Annotated in this window: 18 protein-coding genes; 6 read left to right on the forward strand and 12 right to left on the reverse strand. The window is 69.3% G+C overall.

Translation table 11 applies throughout. The annotated features are described in order from the left end of the window. Positions 1-38: 38 nt before the first annotated feature. The 3 genes from C265_RS19985 to C265_RS19995 all read left to right on the forward strand — a co-directional run bounded on the left by C265_RS19985 (position 39) and on the right by C265_RS19995 (position 1,798). Positions 39-857, forward strand: coding sequence for a GntR family transcriptional regulator (locus C265_RS19985; protein WP_010810760.1), 819 nt, complete (start codon positions 39-41; stop codon positions 855-857). A gap of 115 nt (positions 858-972) precedes the next feature. Beyond that, on the forward strand, positions 973-1,392 hold the full coding sequence (locus C265_RS19990) for a cupin (protein ID WP_010810761.1): 420 nt from the start codon (positions 973-975) through the stop codon (positions 1,390-1,392). 55 nt (positions 1,393-1,447) lie between these two features. Then, positions 1,448-1,798, forward strand: a complete 351-nt coding sequence (locus tag C265_RS19995; RefSeq protein ID WP_037024831.1) for a hypothetical protein — start codon at positions 1,448-1,450, stop codon at positions 1,796-1,798. Between the two features lie 12 nt (positions 1,799-1,810). Here C265_RS19995 and C265_RS20000 read toward each other — a convergent pair whose 3' ends face one another. From C265_RS20000 to C265_RS20035, 8 genes are all read right to left on the reverse strand, one after another. Continuing rightward, positions 1,811-2,326 carry a hypothetical protein gene (locus tag C265_RS20000; RefSeq protein ID WP_010810763.1) on the reverse strand — a complete coding sequence of 172 codons (516 nt, stop codon included), beginning with the start codon at positions 2,324-2,326 and terminating at the stop codon, positions 1,811-1,813. A gap of 171 nt (positions 2,327-2,497) precedes the next feature. Beyond that, on the reverse strand, positions 2,498-3,283 hold the full coding sequence (locus C265_RS20005; RefSeq protein ID WP_246840230.1) for an amino acid ABC transporter permease: 786 nt from the start codon (positions 3,281-3,283) through the stop codon (positions 2,498-2,500). After that, positions 3,276-4,016 (reverse strand): ABC transporter permease subunit, encoded by a 741-nt coding sequence (locus C265_RS20010; protein WP_010810765.1) that lies wholly within the window; start codon positions 4,014-4,016, stop codon positions 3,276-3,278. Before C265_RS20010 ends, C265_RS20005 begins: the two co-directional genes overlap by 8 nt. Before the next feature lie 29 nt (positions 4,017-4,045). Next, a complete protein-coding gene (locus tag C265_RS20015) occupies positions 4,046-4,870 on the reverse strand; it encodes an ABC transporter substrate-binding protein (protein ID WP_010810766.1) in 825 nt (274 codons plus the stop codon). A gap of 107 nt (positions 4,871-4,977) precedes the next feature. Further along, a complete protein-coding gene (locus C265_RS20020; RefSeq protein WP_010810767.1) occupies positions 4,978-5,358 on the reverse strand; it encodes a DUF427 domain-containing protein in 381 nt (126 codons plus the stop codon). Between the two features lie 101 nt (positions 5,359-5,459). Further along, positions 5,460-6,452 carry a tripartite tricarboxylate transporter substrate binding protein gene (locus tag C265_RS20025; protein WP_010810768.1) on the reverse strand — a complete coding sequence of 331 codons (993 nt, stop codon included), beginning with the start codon at positions 6,450-6,452 and terminating at the stop codon, positions 5,460-5,462. Positions 6,453-6,528: 76 nt separating this feature from the next. Further along, complete coding sequence (locus tag C265_RS20030; RefSeq protein WP_010810769.1) at positions 6,529-7,686, reverse strand: CaiB/BaiF CoA-transferase family protein; 1,158 nt, start codon at positions 7,684-7,686, stop codon at positions 6,529-6,531. A gap of 8 nt (positions 7,687-7,694) precedes the next feature. After that, on the reverse strand, positions 7,695-8,642 hold the full coding sequence (locus C265_RS20035; protein WP_011617915.1) for a hydroxymethylglutaryl-CoA lyase: 948 nt from the start codon (positions 8,640-8,642) through the stop codon (positions 7,695-7,697). A 217-nt stretch (positions 8,643-8,859) separates the two neighbouring features. On the opposite strand from C265_RS20035, the gene C265_RS20040 reads away from it, so the two are divergent. Both C265_RS20040 and C265_RS20045 read left to right on the forward strand, forming a co-directional pair. Further along, positions 8,860-9,822, forward strand: coding sequence for a LysR family transcriptional regulator (locus C265_RS20040; protein WP_010810771.1), 963 nt, complete (start codon positions 8,860-8,862; stop codon positions 9,820-9,822). 184 nt (positions 9,823-10,006) lie between these two features. Continuing rightward, positions 10,007-10,699, forward strand: a complete 693-nt coding sequence (locus C265_RS20045; RefSeq protein ID WP_010810772.1) for an SDR family NAD(P)-dependent oxidoreductase — start codon at positions 10,007-10,009, stop codon at positions 10,697-10,699. On the opposite strand, the gene C265_RS20050 is transcribed toward C265_RS20045, so the two are convergent. Next, positions 10,686-11,642, reverse strand: coding sequence for a LysR family transcriptional regulator (locus C265_RS20050; protein WP_010810773.1), 957 nt, complete (start codon positions 11,640-11,642; stop codon positions 10,686-10,688). The two genes, C265_RS20045 and C265_RS20050, sit on opposite strands and share 14 nt — an antisense overlap. A 119-nt stretch (positions 11,643-11,761) precedes the next feature. On the opposite strand from C265_RS20050, the gene C265_RS20055 reads away from it, so the two are divergent. After that, positions 11,762-12,439 carry a type 1 glutamine amidotransferase domain-containing protein gene (locus tag C265_RS20055; RefSeq protein ID WP_010810774.1) on the forward strand — a complete coding sequence of 226 codons (678 nt, stop codon included), beginning with the start codon at positions 11,762-11,764 and terminating at the stop codon, positions 12,437-12,439. A 108-nt stretch (positions 12,440-12,547) separates the two neighbouring features. Here C265_RS20055 and C265_RS20060 read toward each other — a convergent pair whose 3' ends face one another. The 3 genes from C265_RS20060 to C265_RS20070 all read right to left on the reverse strand — a co-directional run bounded on the left by C265_RS20060 (position 12,548) and on the right by C265_RS20070 (position 17,708). Next, on the reverse strand, positions 12,548-14,980 hold the full coding sequence (locus C265_RS20060) for a penicillin acylase family protein (protein ID WP_010810775.1): 2,433 nt from the start codon (positions 14,978-14,980) through the stop codon (positions 12,548-12,550). Positions 14,981-15,105: 125 nt separating this feature from the next. Then, positions 15,106-16,689: a sulfite reductase flavoprotein subunit alpha gene (locus C265_RS20065; RefSeq protein WP_010810776.1), complete on the reverse strand. Its 1,584-nt coding sequence runs from the start codon at positions 16,687-16,689 to the stop codon at positions 15,106-15,108. An 11-nt stretch (positions 16,690-16,700) separates the two neighbouring features. After that, positions 16,701-17,708: an FAD:protein FMN transferase gene (locus tag C265_RS20070; protein ID WP_210401225.1), complete on the reverse strand. Its 1,008-nt coding sequence runs from the start codon at positions 17,706-17,708 to the stop codon at positions 16,701-16,703. Between the last annotated feature and the right edge of the window lie 9 nt (positions 17,709-17,717).

The following is a 17,717-nucleotide window of genomic DNA, read 5'->3' on the forward strand; positions in this document are numbered from 1 at the left end:
CCAGTTCCGGCGACAGGCTGAAATGTCCGTCCCCTGATATGGCAACCACATCGAAGAAGGCGGCGCCCGGCGCGGCAGCAAAAACGCCGCGCCGACCCGCGTCCAAGGCAACCCTGAAAACGGCACCCAAGGCCGCCGCCAATGCCGCACCGGAGGAAAGCGCCGGCCCGGAGGCCGCCGCCAGCGAAGCTTCCGCCACCGAGGCCATCTACCTCAGCCTGCTGACCGCGATCATGGAGCATCGCCTGCTGGCCGGCACCAAGCTGGTCGAGGAACGGCTGTGCGAAGTGACCGGCGCCAGCCGGGCCCGCATCCGCCAGGTCTTCGCGCGCCTGGCGCATGAGAAGCTGGTCACGCTGGTGCCCAATCGCGGCGCCTTTGTCTCCAGCCCCACGGTGGACGAGGCGCGCGAGGTGTTCCAGGCGCGCCGCGTGGTCGAGCCCGCGCTGGCGGCCGAACTGGCCCAGCGTGCCACGCCGGCCAAAGTCCGCAGCCTGCGCCGCCATGCCATGGAAGAAGACAACGCGCGCGCGCGCGGCGACCGCGCCGCGATGATCCGCCTGTCGGGGGAATTCCATATCCTGCTGGCGGAGATGGCCGGCAATGCCATCCTCGAAAAGCTGATCCGCGAGATGGTGTCACTGACCTGCCTGATCATCACGCTGTATGACCGCCCCGGCGCACCGGCCTGCGCCGAGCATGAGCACCGCCAGCTGATCGACGCCATCGAGCAGCGCGACGCCGCGCGCGCCAGCGCGTTGATGGCGGAACACCTGGAACACATCGAGGGTTCGCTCGACCTGAGCGTGCCCGACAGCGGCGCGCCGGACTTCTACAGCATCTTCAGCAAGGGTTGAAGCACGGTGCGGGGGCGCCAGCGCGCGCCTCATGGCCGGCATTGCACTCCGCGCCCGGCAACCTAGACTGGCTGCATAACAATGCCGCGCGCAATGCGCCGCAGGGAGGTGCGCCATGGCTGTCGCTGCAGAACCCGTCACAACCGCCCGTCCACCGCTGGCCTTCGAACGGCTTTACGCGGATGCCGCCGGCGAATCCCACTTCGGCCCCATTTCCGTTGCCATCACCGAGCGCCTGTTCGCGCCGCCCGCGCGCGCCTTCTGGGTGTCGCCGCTGGACGAAGCCGCGCGGCAGGGCTTCCTGCTGGTGCCGGCCGGCTGGGTGGGCGCACTGCACCCGTCGCCGCTGCGCATGTGGATTTTCGTGCTGGCTGGTGCGATGGAGTTCGAAGCCAGCGATGGCGAGCGCCGGCCGCTGTCGGCGGGCAGTGCGCTATTGCTGGAAGACACCACGGGCAAGGGGCATGTCAGCAGGGTCGTCGGTACTGCCGATGCCACGCTGGCCGTGGTGCAGTTGCCGGAGAACCGAAGCTGAGCCCGCGGCGTGCCGGCAGGGCTGTGGCCACGCAACACGATCACGGAGCCCCATGATGATTGCTCCCGAGCCAGCGGCTCCGCCCAAGCCCGCGCCGCAACTGGTGCCCAACGGCTACCGCCAGGGCATCATCACCGCGATCACGGTGCTGCTCGGCTTCTCGCTGGCGTTCTGGCGGTTCTGGGGCTTCGAGAGTCCCGGCCACTGGAACCTGCGCGCGCTGTTCGCCGCGGTCTCGCTACTGGCCGCGGTGTCGCTGCAGATCGTGGCGCTCTACCGCGCGCTGCGCATCGAGGACGATGCAGTGGATGAATACCGCAAGACCGTGCGATGGTTCATCGCGTCGGCGCTTGCGCTGCTGGTCGGGCTGGCCGTGGCCATGATAGACGCGGCACTCGGCCCCTAGGCCGCCCGGCAGTCACGCTATCCGGCCCGGGAACGAACCTGCGCCTGCTCCTGGCTGGCGTCGCAGATAGCGCACCTGCAGCACCGCCCCCGCCAGGAATACCAGGAACAGCACGCCGACGATCCCCTTCAGTTCCGGCGCTTCCGCATTGGCAAAGACCGGATTGCCCACCGGCAGGCGCGTGCCGGTCTCGGTCAGGCCCGGGATGAAGTGGAAGAACACCGTCAGCGACAGCGACACCACCTCCACGTAGCGGCTCATGCGCCCGAATGCACCGCGTGCCGCGCAGACCGCGACCGCCAGCACCAGCAGCGTGACGATGCCCAGCACATGGGGCTTGCCGAATCCGCCGTGCTGGAAGATGCCAAACCCGGTCAGGCAACTCAGCACGGTGCCGATGACATAGGCCAGTCCGAGCCGGGTATGCAGGCGCACCATGCCGGTGCTCGAGAGCGCCACCAGGCCGCAGGCCAGTCCCGCCAGACTGATCAGGGTATGGATGATGCCAAGCTGCGTGAGTCCGAGCATGATGGTGCCTCCAGCCGGGTGGGTGCCGCAATGGATCTGGACAGGCGTGGCGGCGCGCAAGACAAGGCGAGTTGCGTGGGGGCGGGCCGCAACAGCAAGCCTTCATGTAAGGCGAAGCTTGCGGGGATTGCAAGGATGGCGGCAGCCGCGGGGCACCCGCCTTTGCCGATGTCAGAGCATCGGGGCACCGGCCCTTGCAGACTGCGCCATGGCCTGGCGCGCCACCGCGACCTCGGCCCTGCCGCGCCGGTGCGATCCCTGCAGGCGGCGCAGCGCCGCAGCGGCACCCGCCTCGATCATCACGCACAGCACGAAGTAGAGCAGCGCAACCGCTGCGAACACTTCCGCCGCATAGCCCATGCTGCGGCCATTGACCTGCGTGGCCAGTGTCGACAGCTCACTGACGCCGACGATATAAGCCAGCGACGTATCCTTGGTCAGCGCCACCCAGGTGTTGGCCAGGGACGGCAGCATGGCGCGCAGCGCCTGCGGCAGCACCACATGCCAGAGTGCCTGCGTGCGCGACATGCCCAGCGCCAGCGCCGCCTGGCGCTGGCCCGCGCCGATCGCGCCAATTCCCGCGTGCAGGCTCTGCGCGATAAACGCGGCGCCCACCAGTGCCAGCGCCAGCACCACGGTCAGCACTTCGCTGACCTGCACGCCGGCCAGCATCGGCAGCAAGAAGTAAGTCCAGAAGATCAGCATCAGCACCGGCACCGCGCGCAGCAACGCCAGCACGGCGCGCAGCACGCGCGTGACGCTGGACGGCGCAAGCTCCAGCAGCAGCGCCAGCGCAATGCCCAGCACCGTGGCGCCGGCGCAGGCGAGCGCCGCTATCCACAGCGTCAGCGCCGCGCCGGCCAGCGGGCCCTCGGGGAAAGCGCCTTTGAGCAAGTAGGGCAGCTGGCCCCATACCAGCGCCAGGCCCGCCGGCAGGCTTGCCATCCCATCAGGCATGACGTGCTCCGGTCCAGCCGAGGCGCCTGAGCAAGGCCGGCGCCGCCGCCTGCAGCGACAGGATCAACGCCGCATAGAGCAGCGTGGCAATGCCGAAAGCCTGGAAGGCCATCAGCGTATCGGTCTCGACCTGGCGCGCGGTGTAAGAGAGTTCGGCAAAGCCGATCGCCATGGCCAGCGAGGTGTTCTTGATGGTCTGGCAAAACTGCCCCACCATCGGCCACGCCGCAATCCGCAGCGCCTGCGGCAGCACGATGCGCCACCACGCGGCACGCGGCGCGAAGCCCAGCGCCAGCGCCGCGGCGAACTGCCCGCGCGGCACCGCGGCGATTCCGGCTTCGAGTTCCTGCGCATAGAAGGCGCTGGCATACAGGGCGATGCCGAATACGCTGGCCAGCGCTTCCAGCGACGGCGCGGGAATGGCCACGGCACACATCTGGAGGCCGCGCCAGTCCGAGATCGCGCCGATGGCCGCATCGCCCAGCAATTGCGCGGCACCGAAGTACCAGAAGAACAGCTGCACCAGCAGCGGCGTCTTGCGCAGCAGCCCGATCACCGCATTGGCCGCGATGGCCACGGGGCGCCACGGCACCCTGCGCAGCGCCAGCCAGGCTGCGGCCAGCGCGCAGCCGAGCAGGAACACCGCCAGCGACAGCGCCACCGTCATGGCAAAGCCGCCGAGCAGCCAGTGCAGGTATTTGGCCGGCAACGACTGCCAGAGAATGGAAACCATGGGTCAGGGGCGATCAGGCTGTGGCGTGCTTACTTGACCGTGCTGCCGATGGTGAAGTCGCGTGCCAGCGGCGCCTGGCTCTTCGGCCCGAAGTACTTGTCGTAGATGCGCGCCGCCGTGCCGCTCTTCTCCAGCTCCAGCAGGATCTGGTCGATGGCGGCCTGCAGACGCTCCTCGCCCTTGGGCACGCCCACGCCCATGTATTCGCGCGTCAGCGTGAAGGGCGAGATCTCGAACTGGTCGCGGTTGGGCAGCGTGGCCAGCAGCGCGCCGAGCTTGGCGCCGTCCTGCGCAAAGGCCTGGATCGCGCCGGTGCGCAGCGCCTGCAGCGCCAGCGGCGAATCGTCATAGGCGATCACGCGCGCGTCGGGGTAGCGCTGGCGCAGCGTGGTTTCCTGCGTGGTGCCCTTGTCCACGCCCAGGCGCCAGGCCTTCAGTTCATCGGGCTGGCGCAGCGCCCCCTTCCTTGCGATGAACTGCAGCCCGCTGGCAAAGTAAGGCGTGGAGAAGCCGATCTGCTGGCGGCGTTCATCGGTGATGGTGAAGTTGGCCGCGACGATATCCACCTTCTGCGAGGCCAGCAGCGGAATGCGGTTGGCGGGGTTGGTGGCGCGGAACTCCGCCTTGACGCCAAGGCGGCTGGCAATCTCGTTGGCATAGTCGACATCCAGGCCCGCTGGCGCATGCGTCTTCGGATCGACAAAGCCGAACGGCGGGTTGGCATCGAACACGCCCACGTGCAGCACGCCGGCCTTGCGGATATCGTCGAGGCGATCCGCCAGCGCGGTACCGGAGGCCATGACGGCAACGCCGGCGACGATGGCGCCGCGCAGCAGGAAGGAACGGAAGGACATGGAAGGCACTCACTGAAGTCTGGATGGGCAGACGATAGCGGTGCGCGCCCCGATCAGGAACGAATGGTTTCGCAGATGGATATGCCGCCATGCCGGGCGGCGCGCGCTCAGGCGCCGAGAATCTCGATGCTGTCGACGCGGTCCGGGTAGAAGGCCAGGTGCGAGGCGATCGCCGCCACCGCGGGGTAAGGCGTCTCGTAGCTCCACACCGCATTGCGCGCGCGCTCGCCGCCGGCGGGGATGGAGAAGTAGCTGCAATCGCCCTTGTATGGGCAGTACGTTGTGTGCGCGGTACGCTCCAGCTGCGCCATGTCGACATGCTCGCGCGGGATGTACTGCACCGGCGGGTAGGTCGCCTCTTGCAGGGTCAGCGCCGCGTCGCTGTCTGCAATGGCAATGCCCGCCACCCTGACCACCACCCTGCCGGCCGTCGGCTTGATGGTGATCGGGTGGTCGGGGCCGGGGATCCTGACTGGCTTGTCGGTCATGGCGCGTCCTCCTGCAGGGCATCGTCACGGGGGCGATGCTGCATTCTAGGCGTTCGCCGCGCGGCCTGCAGGCCGCGCCCGATGGTTCAGCCCAGCCGCCGCTATTCGACCTTGACGTTGGCCTTCTTCACCAGTGCGGCGTAGCGCGTGGCCTCGCTGCGGAAGAAGCTGGCGGCCGCCTCGGGTGTGCCGGGCTCGATCACGGTGGCCTGCTTCTTCATGGCCTCCAGCACTTCGGGCGAGGTGAAGGCCCTGGCAAATGCGTAATGCACGCGCTTTACCTCTGCCGGCGGCATGCCGGCGGGGCCGACCACGGCAAACCAGCCGGCGACGTTGTAGTGGGGCAAGCCTTGTTCGGCGATGGTGGGGATCTCCGGCGCGGCGGACGAGCGCTTGTCGCCGCACACGCCGATCGCGCGCAGTGTGCCGGCCTTCAGGTGCGGCGCCACCGCGTTGAGCGCAACCACGCCCAGTTCCACCTGTCCGGCGATCAGGTCGTTCATCATCGGGCCCGTGCCCTTGTACGGAACGTGGCGCGCACTCACGCCGGCCTCGTCCAGGAACATCTCCCCGGCCAGGTGGATGATGGTGCCGTTGCCGGACGAGCCGTAGTTGTAGCCGTCGGGCCTGGCCTTGAGCAGCGCCACCAGTTCCTTCACGTTCCTTGCCGGCACCTTGGGATTCACGACAAGCACCAGCGGCGTGGTGCCGATCACGCTGATCGGGGTGATGTCCTTGATGGCATCGAACGGCATGGTGCGGAACACGCTCGGGTTGATGACATGGTTGTTCGAGACCAGCCCGAGCGTGCTGCCATCCGGCTGCGCCTTGACCACGGCCGCGGCCCCGGTGATACCGCCGGCGCCGGGCAGGTTCTCGATCACCACCGGCTGGCCAAAGGCCTTGCCCAGGGCCGGACCGGCCGCGCGCGCGATGGTGTCCACGCCGGAACCGGCGCTGATCGGCAGGATCAGGCGCACCGGTTTGCCGGTATTGCCCTGCGCGAGCGCGCCGATGCCGGGCGCGGCCAGCGCGGCGGCCACGGTGGCGGCCAGCGCCAGCGCTGACTTGAGAAGGATGCGACGGGGGTGCATGAGGTTGTCTCCGTATCGTTATCGTAGGATCTTTGCGGGCTGCCGCTGTGCCGCGGCATGCCCGTCGTGGTACCGGTCAGCCGGCGCGGCCCTGGCCGAGCTGCGACAGGATCTCTTCGTTGTGCTCGCCGGCCCTGGGCAGCGGCCGGCGCACGCCCGGGCGGCGCCCGCCCATCAGCAGCGGCAGCAGCACCGTGGGCGTGGTCGAGCCGTCGTCGGCCTGCATCGGCACCAGCCCGCCGCTGGCAAGCAGGTGCGGATCGTCGAGCAGCTGGTCCGGGCGCACGATCGGCGCATAGGGGATGCCGGCGGCTTCGAGCCTGGGCGCCAGTTCTGCGCTGCGGTGGTGGCGCAGGATCGCGCCCAGCTCATCGAGCAGTTGCGGACGCACCGCCACGCGCGAGGCATTGCTGGCGTACTCGGGCTTGCCGAGAAGCTCCGGATGCTCCAGCACCTGGCACAGCGTCGCGAACTGCTTGTCGCTGACCGCGCCGATAAACAGCTGCTCGTCGCCGGCCAGCGTAAAGACGTCATACACGCTCCACGCCGACACGCGCGACGGCATCGGCGGCGGCGCCTCGCCGGTCATCGCAAACTGCTGCATATGCTGCGAAGCCAGGAATACGCAGTTCTCGAACAGCGCGCTCTGGATCTCCTGGCCGCGCCCGGTGCGGTCGCGCTCGCGCAGCGCGGCCAGCACGCCGATGGCGCCGAACATGCCGCCCATGATGTCGTTGACCGAGGTGCCCGCGCGCAGCGGCCGCCCGCTTGGGCCGGTCATGTAGGACAGCCCGCCCATCATCTGCACCACCTCGTCGAGCGCCAGCCGGTTCTCGTACGGGCCGGGCAGGAAGCCCTTGTGCGAGACGTAGATCAGGTGCGGGTAGTCGCGCGACAGTGTGGCGTAGTCCAGCCCCAGCTTCTGCATCAGGCCGGGCCGGAAGTTCTCCAGCAGCACGTCGCTCTGGCCCGCCAGCTCGGCCGCGGTGGCACGCCCTTCCTCGGTGGTGATGTCCAGCACCACGCTCTTCTTGTTGCGGTTGAAGGCGCGGAAGAAGCCGATGCCCAGGCCCGGCAGGTTGCGCGTCTTGTCGCCGCCGGGCGGCTCTACCTTGATCACCTCGGCGCCCAGGTCGGCCAGGATCATGCCGCAGGTGGGGCCCATCACCATATGCGTGAATTCGACCACGCGGATGCCGGCCAGCGGCAGGGAGTTGCTGTTGTCTTGGGTCATCTTGCGTCTCAGGCAGCGGCGCCAGCAGGCTGGGCCGGGAAGGTCTTGGGCAGGCCGGCGCGCCACAGCGTGCCGTGCAGGGTTTCGTCCTTGAGCCAGCCAGCCACGTCTTCACGCAGCGCCAGCAAGCGGCCGATATCGATGCCGGTGTCGATGCCCATGCTGCCGAGCATGTAGGCCAGGTCTTCGGTCGTGACATTGCCGCTGGCGCCGGGCGCGTGCGGGCAGCCGCCGATGCCGGCCAGGCAGGCGTCAAAGCGGGTCACGCCGGTTTCCAGCGCCGCGTGGACGTTGGCCAGGCCAAGCCCGCGGGTATCGTGGAAATGGCCGCACCAGAACCGATCGCCGGCGATATCGACGGCGCGCGCAAACAGCTCGCGCACCATGTGCGGGTCGGCATAGCCGACGGTATCGGCCAGGCTGACGCGGTCGGCGCCGGCATCGAGCAGCGCCTGCATCAGGCGCAGCACTTCATCGGGATCGACATGGCCCTGCAGCGTGCAGCCGAACGCGGTGCCGACACCGCCTTCGATCAGCGTCTTCGCGCCGCTGGCATCGCGCGCGGCGCGGATGCGCGCCACTTCAGCCACCACTTCATCCGGCGTCTTGCGCAGGTTGGCCAGGCTGTGCGCATGGCTGGCCGACAGCGGCACGAGCATCAGGTCCGCGCCGCTGGCCAGCGCATCCTGCGCGCCGCGCAGGTTCGGCACCAGCACCGAGACGAACAAACCCGGCAGCGTGCGCGCGAACGCGACCAGCTGCGCGGTATCGGCCAGTTGCGGCAGCAGGTGCGCGGGCACGAACGAGCCCACCTCCAGCTCGCGCAGACCGGCCGCGTACGCGCCGCGGATCCACGCTTCCTTGCTGGCCGTGGGCAGGATGGTGCGGATGCTCTGCAGGCCATCGCGCAATCCGACTTCGCGGATAACGGCGTGGCGGGGAAAGGGAACAGACATGATTCAGGGGCTTCCGGTTTGCGCCCCGCAGTGGGGGCGACGGAAGAACTCTATGAGTTTCTGCCCAAGAGCTGAAGCGGTGATTCGCGCACGATAACATTCCGAACCGGAATGTCTGCCGGGCGCCGCACAACTACATCCAGAAATTCCCGGATGAATGATTACCGGCAACCAAAGGGGCTTAACATTCCATTCCGGAAACACGCAGCCCCTTACCATGCGAGACCTCGACCTCACCACCCTGCGCCTGTTCGTCGCCGTCTGCGAAACCCGCAACATGGCGCGTGCGGGCGAGCAGGAGCACATCGTGGCATCGGCCATCAGCAAGCGGCTGGCGCAACTGGAAGGGACGGTTGGCGCAACCCTGCTGGAACGGCGCCGCCGCGGCGTGATCCCGACGCCCGCGGGCGAAATGGTGCTGGCGCATGCGCGCGCCATGCTGGCGGCGGCGGACCGCGTCGCGCGCGACATGGCCGACTACGGCGCAGGCATACGCGGGCAGGTGCGGCTGCTGGCGACGGTGTCCTCAATGGCGGAATCGCTGCCGGACGACATTGCCGCCTTCCTGCAGCAGCCGGCCAACCGCGATGTGCGCGTGACCATCGAGGAAAGCCTGAGCAGTGACGTGGTGCGAGCGCTGCGCGAGGGCTCGGCGCCGCTGGGCATCTGCTGGGACGCGGCCGACCTGGAAGGCTTCCAGACCCGGCCCTACCGCACCGACCAGCTCGCGGCGGTGGTCCACGCCTCGCATCCGCTGGCGCAGGCCGAGGACTGCCGCTTCGAGGACACGCTGGACTACGACCATATCGGCATGCCCGCCCAGACCGCGGTGCAGACCATGCTGACGCGCTATGCGGCCATCCTCGGGCGCGGCATTGGCTACCGCGCGGTGGTCTCGACCTTCGACGCTGCGCTGCGCTGTGTGCGTGCCGACCTGGGCATCACCATCATCCCGGCCGAGATCGCCGCGCCGATCGCGCCTACCTTCGGCCTGCGCGTGATCCCGCTGCGCAACGACTGGGCGCGGCGGCGCTTTGCGATCTGCTTCCGCGACCTGGAACTGCTGTCGCCGGCGGCGCGGCTGCTGGTGGCCTTCCTTGAACAGACCGCGGCGGCGGAAGCGGCGGCCGCCCCCGCGGACACCACGCCAGCGCGCAAGCCACGGCGCAATCGGCAATGACGCGGCGTGGCGCGCAACTTCCTGTGCCGTTCAAGGGTTAGCCCGAGGCAATTTCGCAAGCAAATGTTGGGGAGCGGTGCGTAGACTGGCTTGCGTTTTTCGCCCCGGCCCACGATGGTAAAAGCCGGCCCCCGGGCGATGCTGACCCCGACCATGCGCGCCACGACGGCGCAGGAGCACGCAAATGAACTTCAACGGCAAGAACGTATTGATCACCGGCGCACGCGGCAACCTGGGCCGCGCCGTGGCACAGGCCTTCGCGCAGGCAGGCGCGCGCGTGGTGCTGCTGGACCGGCATGCAGCGCCGCTGCCCGAAGCGGGCACCGGCCACCTCACGCTGCAGGCGGACCTGCTGGATGCCGCCAAGCTGAGCGAGGCCGTCGCGCAAGCGGTTCAGGCATGCGGCCGCATCGACGTGGTGTGCAACCTGGCCGGCGGCTTCGCCATGGGCCCAAGCGTGCATGAAACCAGCGCCGAGGCCTGGAACCACGTGTTCGACATGAACGTGGGCACGGTGCTGAACATGGCGCGCGCGGTGGTGCCGCACATGCTGGCCGCCGGCGGCGGCGCCATCGTCAACGTGGGTGCCAACTCGGCGGCGCGCGGGCTGGCGCAGATGAGCGCTTATTGCGCCTCGAAGGACGCGCTGGCGCGTGTGACCGAATCGATGTCGGCAGAGCTGCGCGACCAGGGCATCCGCGTCAACGCGGTGCTGCCCAGCGTGCTGGATACGCCCGAGAACCGCCAGGCCATGCCGGATGCCGATGCCGCGCGCTGGGTCAGCCTGGATGCGCTGGCCGACGTGATCCTGTTCCTGGCCTCGGATGCGGCGCGCGCGGTGCAGGGCGCGCTGCTGCCGGTGGTCAACCGCGCCTGACGCGGGGCTTGCGCGCGGCCGGCTCGGCCGCGCTGATGGCGCTGGCCGCCTCCTGGATCTGCTGGCGCAGCCAGCGCCGCAGCCGGTCGGCATCGGTGCGCGCGTGCCAGATCTGCATCATGTCGACGTGGGGCAGCGCGAACGGCACCGGCAGCAGCACCAGATCAGGGTCGCGCGCCACGGCCTCTTCCGCGACCGAGCGCAGGCAGGTCAGCAGCAGTTCCGTGCCGCGCACCAGCCGGCTCGGCGCAAGGAAGCTCGACAATCCCGCCACCACCCTGCGCTTGTGCCCCTGCCGGGCAAGCGCACGGTCAACCACGCCGTTGAGGTCGCCGGTCAGCGTGGTCAGCAGGTGTTCGCACGCCAGGAAGGCGTCGAGATCCAGGCCATCGGCGATGCGCGGATTGGCGCGCGAGGCCAGCACCACGAAGTCCTCGCTGCACAGCCGCTGCTGGTGGAAGGTATCGGGCAGGTTCTCATAGAAACCCGCGATCGCCAGGTCGCAGGTGCCCTTCTCCAGTTCCTCGCGCGGCAGCTCGCCGCGCGTGTTGTGCGTGACCAGCACCACGCCCGGCGCCTGGCTGCGCAGCCGCGGCAGCAGGGCGGGCAGCAGCAGCTGCTCCATGTAGTCGGTGGTGTAGATGTGCAGGTGCTCGCTGCGCGCCAGGTAGTCGTGGCCGGCACAGGCATCATAGAACGCGTCGAGATCCCCGACCAGCCGCTGCACCTGTGGCGCCAGCGCGTGCGCACGCGGCGTCGGCGTCAGGCCGCGCGGCGCACGCACGAACAGCGGATCGCCGAGCTCGTCGCGCAGGCGGTTGAGCTTGTGGCTCAGCGCCGGCTGGCTCAGCGCCATGCGCGCGGCCGCGCGCGAGGCATTGCCCTCCTGATACAGCACGTGGAACACGTACAGCAGGTTCAGGTCCTTGCTGCCGATATTCATTTTTTGGATAGCAGGGATCGAATAATAGAAGTTTTCGAATCATAGTCCGCTGCCTAGGATGGTGCCAGTGCCGAGGCATTTCTCGCCCGGCTGCCTGTGAACCGACATGGAGCGGAACAATGAAAATCCTGATGGTGCTGACATCGCACGACCAGCTGGGCAATACCGGCAAGAAGACCGGCTTCTGGCTGGAGGAATTCGCAGCGCCCTACTACGTCTTCAAGGACGCCGGCGCCGACATCACGCTGGCCTCGCCCAAGGGCGGCCAACCGCCGATCGACCCGAAAAGCGACGATCCGGGCGCCCAGACCGACGCCACCCGGCGCTTCCAGGGTGACCCGGCCGCCAGGGCCGCACTGGCCAGCACGCTGACGCTGGACCAGGTGAAGGCGGAAGACTTCGACGCCATCTTCTACCCGGGCGGCCACGGCCCGCTGTGGGACCTGGCCGAAGACAAGCGCTCGGCCGCGCTGATCGAGCAGTTCGACCGCGCCGGCAAGCCGGTGGGAGCGGTATGCCACGCACCGGCGGTGTTCCGCCATACCAGGGGGGCGGACGGGGAACCGCTGGTCAAGGGCAAGGAAGTGACCGGCTTCACCAACAGCGAGGAAGAAGCCGTGCAGCTGACCAAGGTGGTCCCGTTCCTGGTGGAGGATATGCTCAAGGCCAATGGCGGGCGCTTCACGCGTGGCGAGGATTGGGCCAGCCATGTCGTGATCGCGGGGCGGCTGGTGACGGGGCAGAATCCGGCATCGTCTGATGCTGCGGCGCAGGCGCTGTTGAAGATGTTGAAGTAAGGGAAGGCGGCAAACGCGCCGCCGCCGGTTTGCACCCCTCGCCCGCTTGCGGGAGAGGGGTGCGTACGCCAAGCTTGATGGCTACTTCAAACGCATGGGTTGCCCCACTTACTGCGGCACCAACTCCAACCGCTCCCGGCTGGCCTTCTCCACCGCCTTGCGCGTATACACCAGCGGGAAATACTCCCCCTTGGCCCACAACGGCGCCAGGTCGCGGTAATGCGGGCTGGCGGGATTGCCCGATTGCCCCGGCGTGTTGATCACGCGCGAGGCATCCCAGTTGCCCACATCCAGCACCATGCGGAACGACGCGCCCGCGGTCAGCCGGAAGTCGGTATTGCGGTAGCTGGTGTTCATCGGCGTGAAGGCCGAGCCGCCGATCGGACCGGCGTTGACGTTGAACTGCTGGCGTTCCGCGTCGCTCAGGATCGGGTCCATCGGATGCGTGAACACGGCGGTGTGGAGCTTGCCCCATCGCCATGCGCGCGGGTCGGGGCCGAGCTTGCCTTCCGCTTCCGCCATGGCGGCCTTCAGCGATTCAAGCATCACCGCATTGCGGCGCTCCACCGGCATCCACGGACCGGGCTGCTCCAGCACCGCCACCACGCGCGCGGCATCGCCGGCACCGACCAGGCGTGCGGCTTCGGGCGTCAGCGCGGCGCGCACCACGGCCTGGCGCAGGTGTTTGCTGAACCAGACTTCGAACAATGCCGCAGCGGCGCTGTCGGCACGCTCGTTGCCGTCCCACCCGCGCAGCAGGTCCAGGCCGCGGGCCAGTTGCGGGTCGTCGCTGCGCACATCCCTCAGCAGCGCCACCACGCGCTGGGCCGGCAGCGAAACGGTGTCGTTCTGCCACGCCATCGAGTCCTGCACCGAGCTGCGCGCATTGGCGCCCACCACGGCCTTGAGCCGGCGCGCGCGCGAGCTGTCGCTCCATTCATAGCCCACGCCAAGTTTCGCGGCCGGGTGCTCGGGCGGGATGTTGTTCTCGTTGGCGGTGACGATGTAGCCTGGCGCGGGGTTGTAGGCCCACGGCAGCTCGTCCATGTTGCGGTAGCCGGCCCACTCGTAGCGGCCATCGCCCGCCACCGGCGTGAGGCCGTCCCAGTTGGGCCGCTTGACGGTCAGCCCGCCCGGGATCCAGCCGATATTGCCGCTGCTATCGGCATAGACCTGGTTCTCGCCGGGCGCGCCCCAGCGGTTCATGGCGGCGCGGAACTGGTCCCAGTTGCGCGCGCGCATATAGTCCATCGAACCGAAGTACGGCGCCATGCCGTAGTCGAGCCACGCGGCGCGCAGCGCCCACGCCTGCGCGCGGCCGGCATCGGCAACCAGCACCGGGCCGTGGCGCGTGAAGTCGATGGTGACCTTGCGCGGCGCGGACTCGCCCTTGACCACGATCTCTTCGGTGATGCTCTCCATCGGTTCCCAGCGGCCCTTGTACTTGTACTCATGCGGGTTGGCCGGATTGAGCTCGTAGCCGTACAGGTCTTCCTGGTCCATGTAGAAGCGCGTCAGGCCAAAGGCAATGGTGCCGTTGTGCCCGATCGAGATGCCGGGCAGGAACGGCTCGCCCGCGCCGATCACCGACATCCCCGGCGCGTTCAGGTGGCTGATATAGCGCAGGCTGGGCGCGCCGTGCGAGCGGTGCGGGTCGTTGGCCAGGATCTGGCGGCCGGTGGTGGTGCGCTTGCCGCCGATGACCCAGTTGTTCGATCCGAGGCTGCGGCCGGCGTCGCTGTTGGGGTCCACCAGTGCGTAGAGCTGGTCGAGCGGGATGCTGGCGGCCTGCGCATTGCCCCACGCCTCTTTCGGGAAGCGCGCTGCGGCGGTGGCCAGTTCGTAGGCGCGGCGCAGTTCGGCGGCGGGAACCGTGCAGGGGTCGATGCCGGGGCTGAGCCTGGGCTCGATCTGCGGGTCGAGTTCGCGGCGCAGCCAGTCGGCACGCGGGGCGTCCTGTTTGGCCTGGCAATAGAGCTGGGCGCGTTCGACTTCGCCGGTGAAGTTGAGCGTCAGGCCGTGGTGGCGGATGCGCACGATATCGTCGGCGCGCCAGCGCGCAGGCTTGTAGTTGAGCTTGCGAAATTCCGGCGGCAGCAGCTCGGGCTTCTGCTCGGTCAGCGCCACATAGGCGTTCACCCCGGCCACGAAGGCCTCGGCCACGCGCTTGGCGTCGGAGCCATAGGCCAGCCATTCGCGGTACATGTCGCCGCGGAACAGCACCGCGCGCGCCATGCGGTCGCCATCGGCATAGGCCGGGCCGAAGTCCCTGGCCATTTCGCCGAGTCCGCGCTTGCGCCACAGGTCGATCTGCCACAGGCGGTCGCGCGCGGCCATGAAGCCCTGCACGAAAAAGGCGTCGTAGAGCGTGCCGGCATAGATATGCGGCACGCCCCAGCGGTCGACCAGCACGCTGGCGGGCTTTTCCAGGCCGGGCACGGCCAGCACGTTGTTGCGGACGGGGGCTTCGGCCATGGCGGCCGGGATGGTGGTGGCGAGCAGGGCCAGCGCAGCGGCCAGGCGGCGGGGGGTGCGTAACATCAGGTCTCCTCGGTGTTGTGATTGGCTGCAGATGTCTTGCAGTTCACACCGAAGATAGTGCATCGCCGGCCAGCGCGCGAGCCGCGCGGCCGATCTCCGCACGGCGTGTGCCGCTGCGGGTTCGCTCAGTAGACGTCGCGCCGGTAGCGGCCGTCGTCGGCAAGCCGGCGCAGCGCGTCTGCGCCGAGGATCCCGGCCAGTGCGTCATGGACGCCGCCGGCCATGCCCTGCAGGCTGCCGCAGACATAGATGGCGGCGCCGTCCGCCACCCATTGGCGCACCGTATCGCCCTGCGCGCGCAAGGCGTCCTGCACGTAGCGCGGCGCGCCGCCGTCACGCGACCAGGCATGGTCCACGCGCTGCAGCGTGCCGTCGGCCTGCCATGCGGCCAGGTCCCCGGCAAAGAACGCATCATGCTGCGCCGAGCGCTCGCCGAACAGCAGCCAGTTGCGGCGCCGCCCGGCCGCGGCGCGGGCCTTGAGCTGGGCGCGCAGCCCGGCCAGCCCGGTGCCGTTGCCGACCAGGATCAGGGGCCGGTCATCGGCCGGCGGGTGGAAGCTGCGGTTGGTGCGGATGCGCAGCGCGATGCGGGTGCCCACGGCCGCGTGTTCGGTCAGCCAGCCGGAGGCCAGGCCCAGGCGGCCGTCGTCGTAGCGGGTCTGCCGCACCAGCAGTTCGAGTTGCCCGTCCCGCGGCAGCGAGGCGATCGAATATTCGCGGTGCGGCAGCGGCGGCAGCGTGTCCACCAGTTGCTGCGGCGGCAGGCCCTGCATCGCCGCGAAGTGCGCCTCAGGCAGCGGCATGCGTGTGCCCAGCGCATCGGCGAGCGTGGCGTCGCGGCCGTCGCAGCGCACCGGTGTGGCGCCGTCGAGGCCAAGCCGCGCCAGCAGCCGTTCAACCTCGGCCGGTGCGTGGCACGGGCCGATCTCGGCGATGTCGCCGGCTTGCCAGTCCATTGCCGCATCGCCCTGCGGCGCCAGCGACAGGTGGAATGCCGGCGCACCCTGGCTGCCGGGGTTCAGATGGTGGCGTTGCGCGAGCCGCCAGCTGTCATAGCGCGGGCGTTCCCAGTCGGCAATCTCCGCGCCGCCGCTCAGGGCCGACAGGTGGTTCTGCCAGTAGCGCAGCGCGCCGGCATCGCCGTTGTCGACTTCGACCAGGTCAAACAGCGGCTGCGCATGGTGGCGCTGCAGCCAGCCGTCGAGCGCGTGGCCGAAGGCGCAGAAGCGCGCGTAGCTGCTGTCGCCGAGCGCGAGGATGCCGTAGCGCAAGGACTGCAGGCCATCCGCGCCGGCCAGCAAGCGGCGCGCAAAACCGGACGCGCTGTCGGGGGCGTCGCCCTCGCCGGTGGTGCTGACCAGAAACAGCGCCTGGCGGCATGCCTGCAGGCGCCGCGCATCGACATCGGCCAGCGACAGCAGTTGCACCGGCACCCCCGCGCCGTGCAGCGCGTTGGCGGTCTGCAACGCCAGTTGTTCGGCAAACCCGGTCTGCGAGGCGTAGGCAACCAGCGTCGCGCCCTCTTCCGTGCCAGCCAGTGCCACCACGCGCACGCGCCGCTGGCGATGGTGGGCAAGCACCGCGCTGCAGAAGCCCGCATAGGCGGCCACCACGCCGGCCGCCATGGCCATGCGCGACGGCCCCAGCACGGACAGCGCGACGCCGCCGGCAACGGCAAGCCAGCTTGCGCCGGCGATGGCGGACGGCATGGCCTTCGCGCTCATGCCAGCATCGCGGCAAAGGCCGGGGACAGCTGTTCGTCGAAGCCGCCCGGCGTGCGCACCAGGAAGCGCGCGGCAATGCCGTGGCGGCGCGCGTGCGCCATGCCTGCCTGCGGGCCCAGCACGGTCAGCGCGGTGGACAGCGCATCGGCCAGCATGCACTGCGCGTGGATGACCGTGACCGAGGCCAGCGCGTGGCTGGCCGGATAGCCGGTGCGCGGATCGATGGTATGGGCGTAGCGGCGACCGTCACTGTCGAAATAGCGGCGATAGTCGCCGGAAGTGGCGACGGACAGGCTGTGCAGTGCCACCAGCGTCTGCCCCGCGGCATCGCTGCCCAGCCCCGGCGGGGCCTCCAGCGCGACCCACCACGGCATGCCGTCGGGCTTGACGCCATGGCCGCGCAGTTCGCCGCCGATCTCCGTCAAGTGGTGGTCAAGGCCCTGCTCACACAGGTAGCCTGCCACCGCGTCGACGGCAAAGCCCTTGGCGATGGCGCAGAAGTCCAGCGACACGCCGCCCGGCTGCCAGGCGCGCCGGCCCGTGGCATCGACTTCGATGCGGGCCCAGCCGCAGCGGCCGCGCGTGGCCTGCACCGCGTCTGGCGACGGCGGCGCGGTGCGCGCCGGTGCTGGGCCGAAGCCCCACAGGTCGACCAGCGGACCGGCGCTCGGGTCATAGGCGCCACCGCTGTCGCGCGCCACCAGCAGCGCGCATTGCAGCACCATGAAGCAGTCTTCAGGCAGCGCGTGCCAGCTGCCGGGTGCCGCGCCGTTGAAACGGCTCAGATCGGAATCCGCTTCCCAGTTGCTCATCTGCGCGATCACGCCATCTAGAACGGCCTGGATGCCGGCGGCGATGGCGTCCGCATCCGTGGCCGGCGGCAGCAGTGCCGCCACCGACCAGGTCGTGCCCATGGTCGCGCCGCCCCAGCGCTGCAGCCGCATATCGGCTGCGGGCGGCTGTGGGGGCGCGGTCAGCGCAACAGGTACCAGGACGCGGTTCAAACCCGGCAA

Origin of the sequence: Cupriavidus sp. GA3-3, assembly GCF_000389805.1 — a bacterium.
Classification (GTDB): domain Bacteria; phylum Pseudomonadota; class Gammaproteobacteria; order Burkholderiales; family Burkholderiaceae; genus Cupriavidus; species Cupriavidus necator_D.

What these genes read in the sequence shown, in the direction of transcription:
- C265_RS19985 (WP_010810760.1), top strand. Translation starts at nt 39, where the DNA reads ATGGCAACCACATCGAAGAAGGCGGCGCCCGGCGCGGCAGCAAAAACG.
- C265_RS19990 (WP_010810761.1), top strand. Translation starts at nt 973, where the DNA reads ATGGCTGTCGCTGCAGAACCCGTCACAACCGCCCGTCCACCGCTGGCC.
- C265_RS19995 (WP_037024831.1), top strand. Translation starts at nt 1,448, where the DNA reads ATGATTGCTCCCGAGCCAGCGGCTCCGCCCAAGCCCGCGCCGCAACTG.
- C265_RS20000 (WP_010810763.1), bottom strand. Translation starts at nt 2,326, where the DNA reads ATGCTCGGACTCACGCAGCTTGGCATCATCCATACCCTGATCAGTCTG.
- C265_RS20005 (WP_246840230.1), bottom strand. Translation starts at nt 3,283, where the DNA reads ATGCCTGATGGGATGGCAAGCCTGCCGGCGGGCCTGGCGCTGGTATGG.
- C265_RS20010 (WP_010810765.1), bottom strand. Translation starts at nt 4,016, where the DNA reads ATGGTTTCCATTCTCTGGCAGTCGTTGCCGGCCAAATACCTGCACTGG.
- C265_RS20015 (WP_010810766.1), bottom strand. Translation starts at nt 4,870, where the DNA reads ATGTCCTTCCGTTCCTTCCTGCTGCGCGGCGCCATCGTCGCCGGCGTT.
- C265_RS20020 (WP_010810767.1), bottom strand. Translation starts at nt 5,358, where the DNA reads ATGACCGACAAGCCAGTCAGGATCCCCGGCCCCGACCACCCGATCACC.
- C265_RS20025 (WP_010810768.1), bottom strand. Translation starts at nt 6,452, where the DNA reads ATGCACCCCCGTCGCATCCTTCTCAAGTCAGCGCTGGCGCTGGCCGCC.
- C265_RS20030 (WP_010810769.1), bottom strand. Translation starts at nt 7,686, where the DNA reads ATGACCCAAGACAACAGCAACTCCCTGCCGCTGGCCGGCATCCGCGTG.
- C265_RS20035 (WP_011617915.1), bottom strand. Translation starts at nt 8,642, where the DNA reads ATGTCTGTTCCCTTTCCCCGCCACGCCGTTATCCGCGAAGTCGGATTG.
- C265_RS20040 (WP_010810771.1), top strand. Translation starts at nt 8,860, where the DNA reads ATGCGAGACCTCGACCTCACCACCCTGCGCCTGTTCGTCGCCGTCTGC.
- C265_RS20045 (WP_010810772.1), top strand. Translation starts at nt 10,007, where the DNA reads ATGAACTTCAACGGCAAGAACGTATTGATCACCGGCGCACGCGGCAAC.
- C265_RS20050 (WP_010810773.1), bottom strand. Translation starts at nt 11,642, where the DNA reads ATGAATATCGGCAGCAAGGACCTGAACCTGCTGTACGTGTTCCACGTG.
- C265_RS20055 (WP_010810774.1), top strand. Translation starts at nt 11,762, where the DNA reads ATGAAAATCCTGATGGTGCTGACATCGCACGACCAGCTGGGCAATACC.
- C265_RS20060 (WP_010810775.1), bottom strand. Translation starts at nt 14,980, where the DNA reads ATGTTACGCACCCCCCGCCGCCTGGCCGCTGCGCTGGCCCTGCTCGCC.
- C265_RS20065 (WP_010810776.1), bottom strand. Translation starts at nt 16,689, where the DNA reads ATGCCGTCCGCCATCGCCGGCGCAAGCTGGCTTGCCGTTGCCGGCGGC.